This is a genomic window from Peribacillus sp. SIMBA_075 (assembly GCF_046534585.1).
The window spans coordinates 1-256 of record NZ_JAWRYN010001023.1 but is presented as its reverse complement, the minus strand read 5'-3'; the positions used below and the strand labels follow the sequence as shown (position 1 = coordinate 256).

Annotated in this window: 1 protein-coding gene; it reads left to right on the top strand. The window is 33.6% G+C overall.

Annotated features, from left to right (window positions below):
• Positions 1-256: GNAT family N-acetyltransferase (locus SB775_RS31395; protein ID WP_410865189.1), on the top strand; the 256-nt coding region annotated here is incomplete at both ends.

Here is a 256-nt window from a genome sequence, read left to right as displayed (position 1 = left end):
ATAACATTCAACCACCAGGTTATTCTTCAGTTGAAATGATGAAATATTCGATTGAAGAACTCGATTCTTTTAATGTGATAATGGATAAAGAAATAATCGGGGGTATTATAGTTACGATCTCTGGTAAGTCATACGGTCGAATTGATCGTATTTTTGTTGATCCTAATTATCAAGGAAAAGGGATTGGATCACATGTTATTAAATTAATAGAGGCGGAATATCCGAACATAAGGATTTGGGATCTCGAAACATCTAG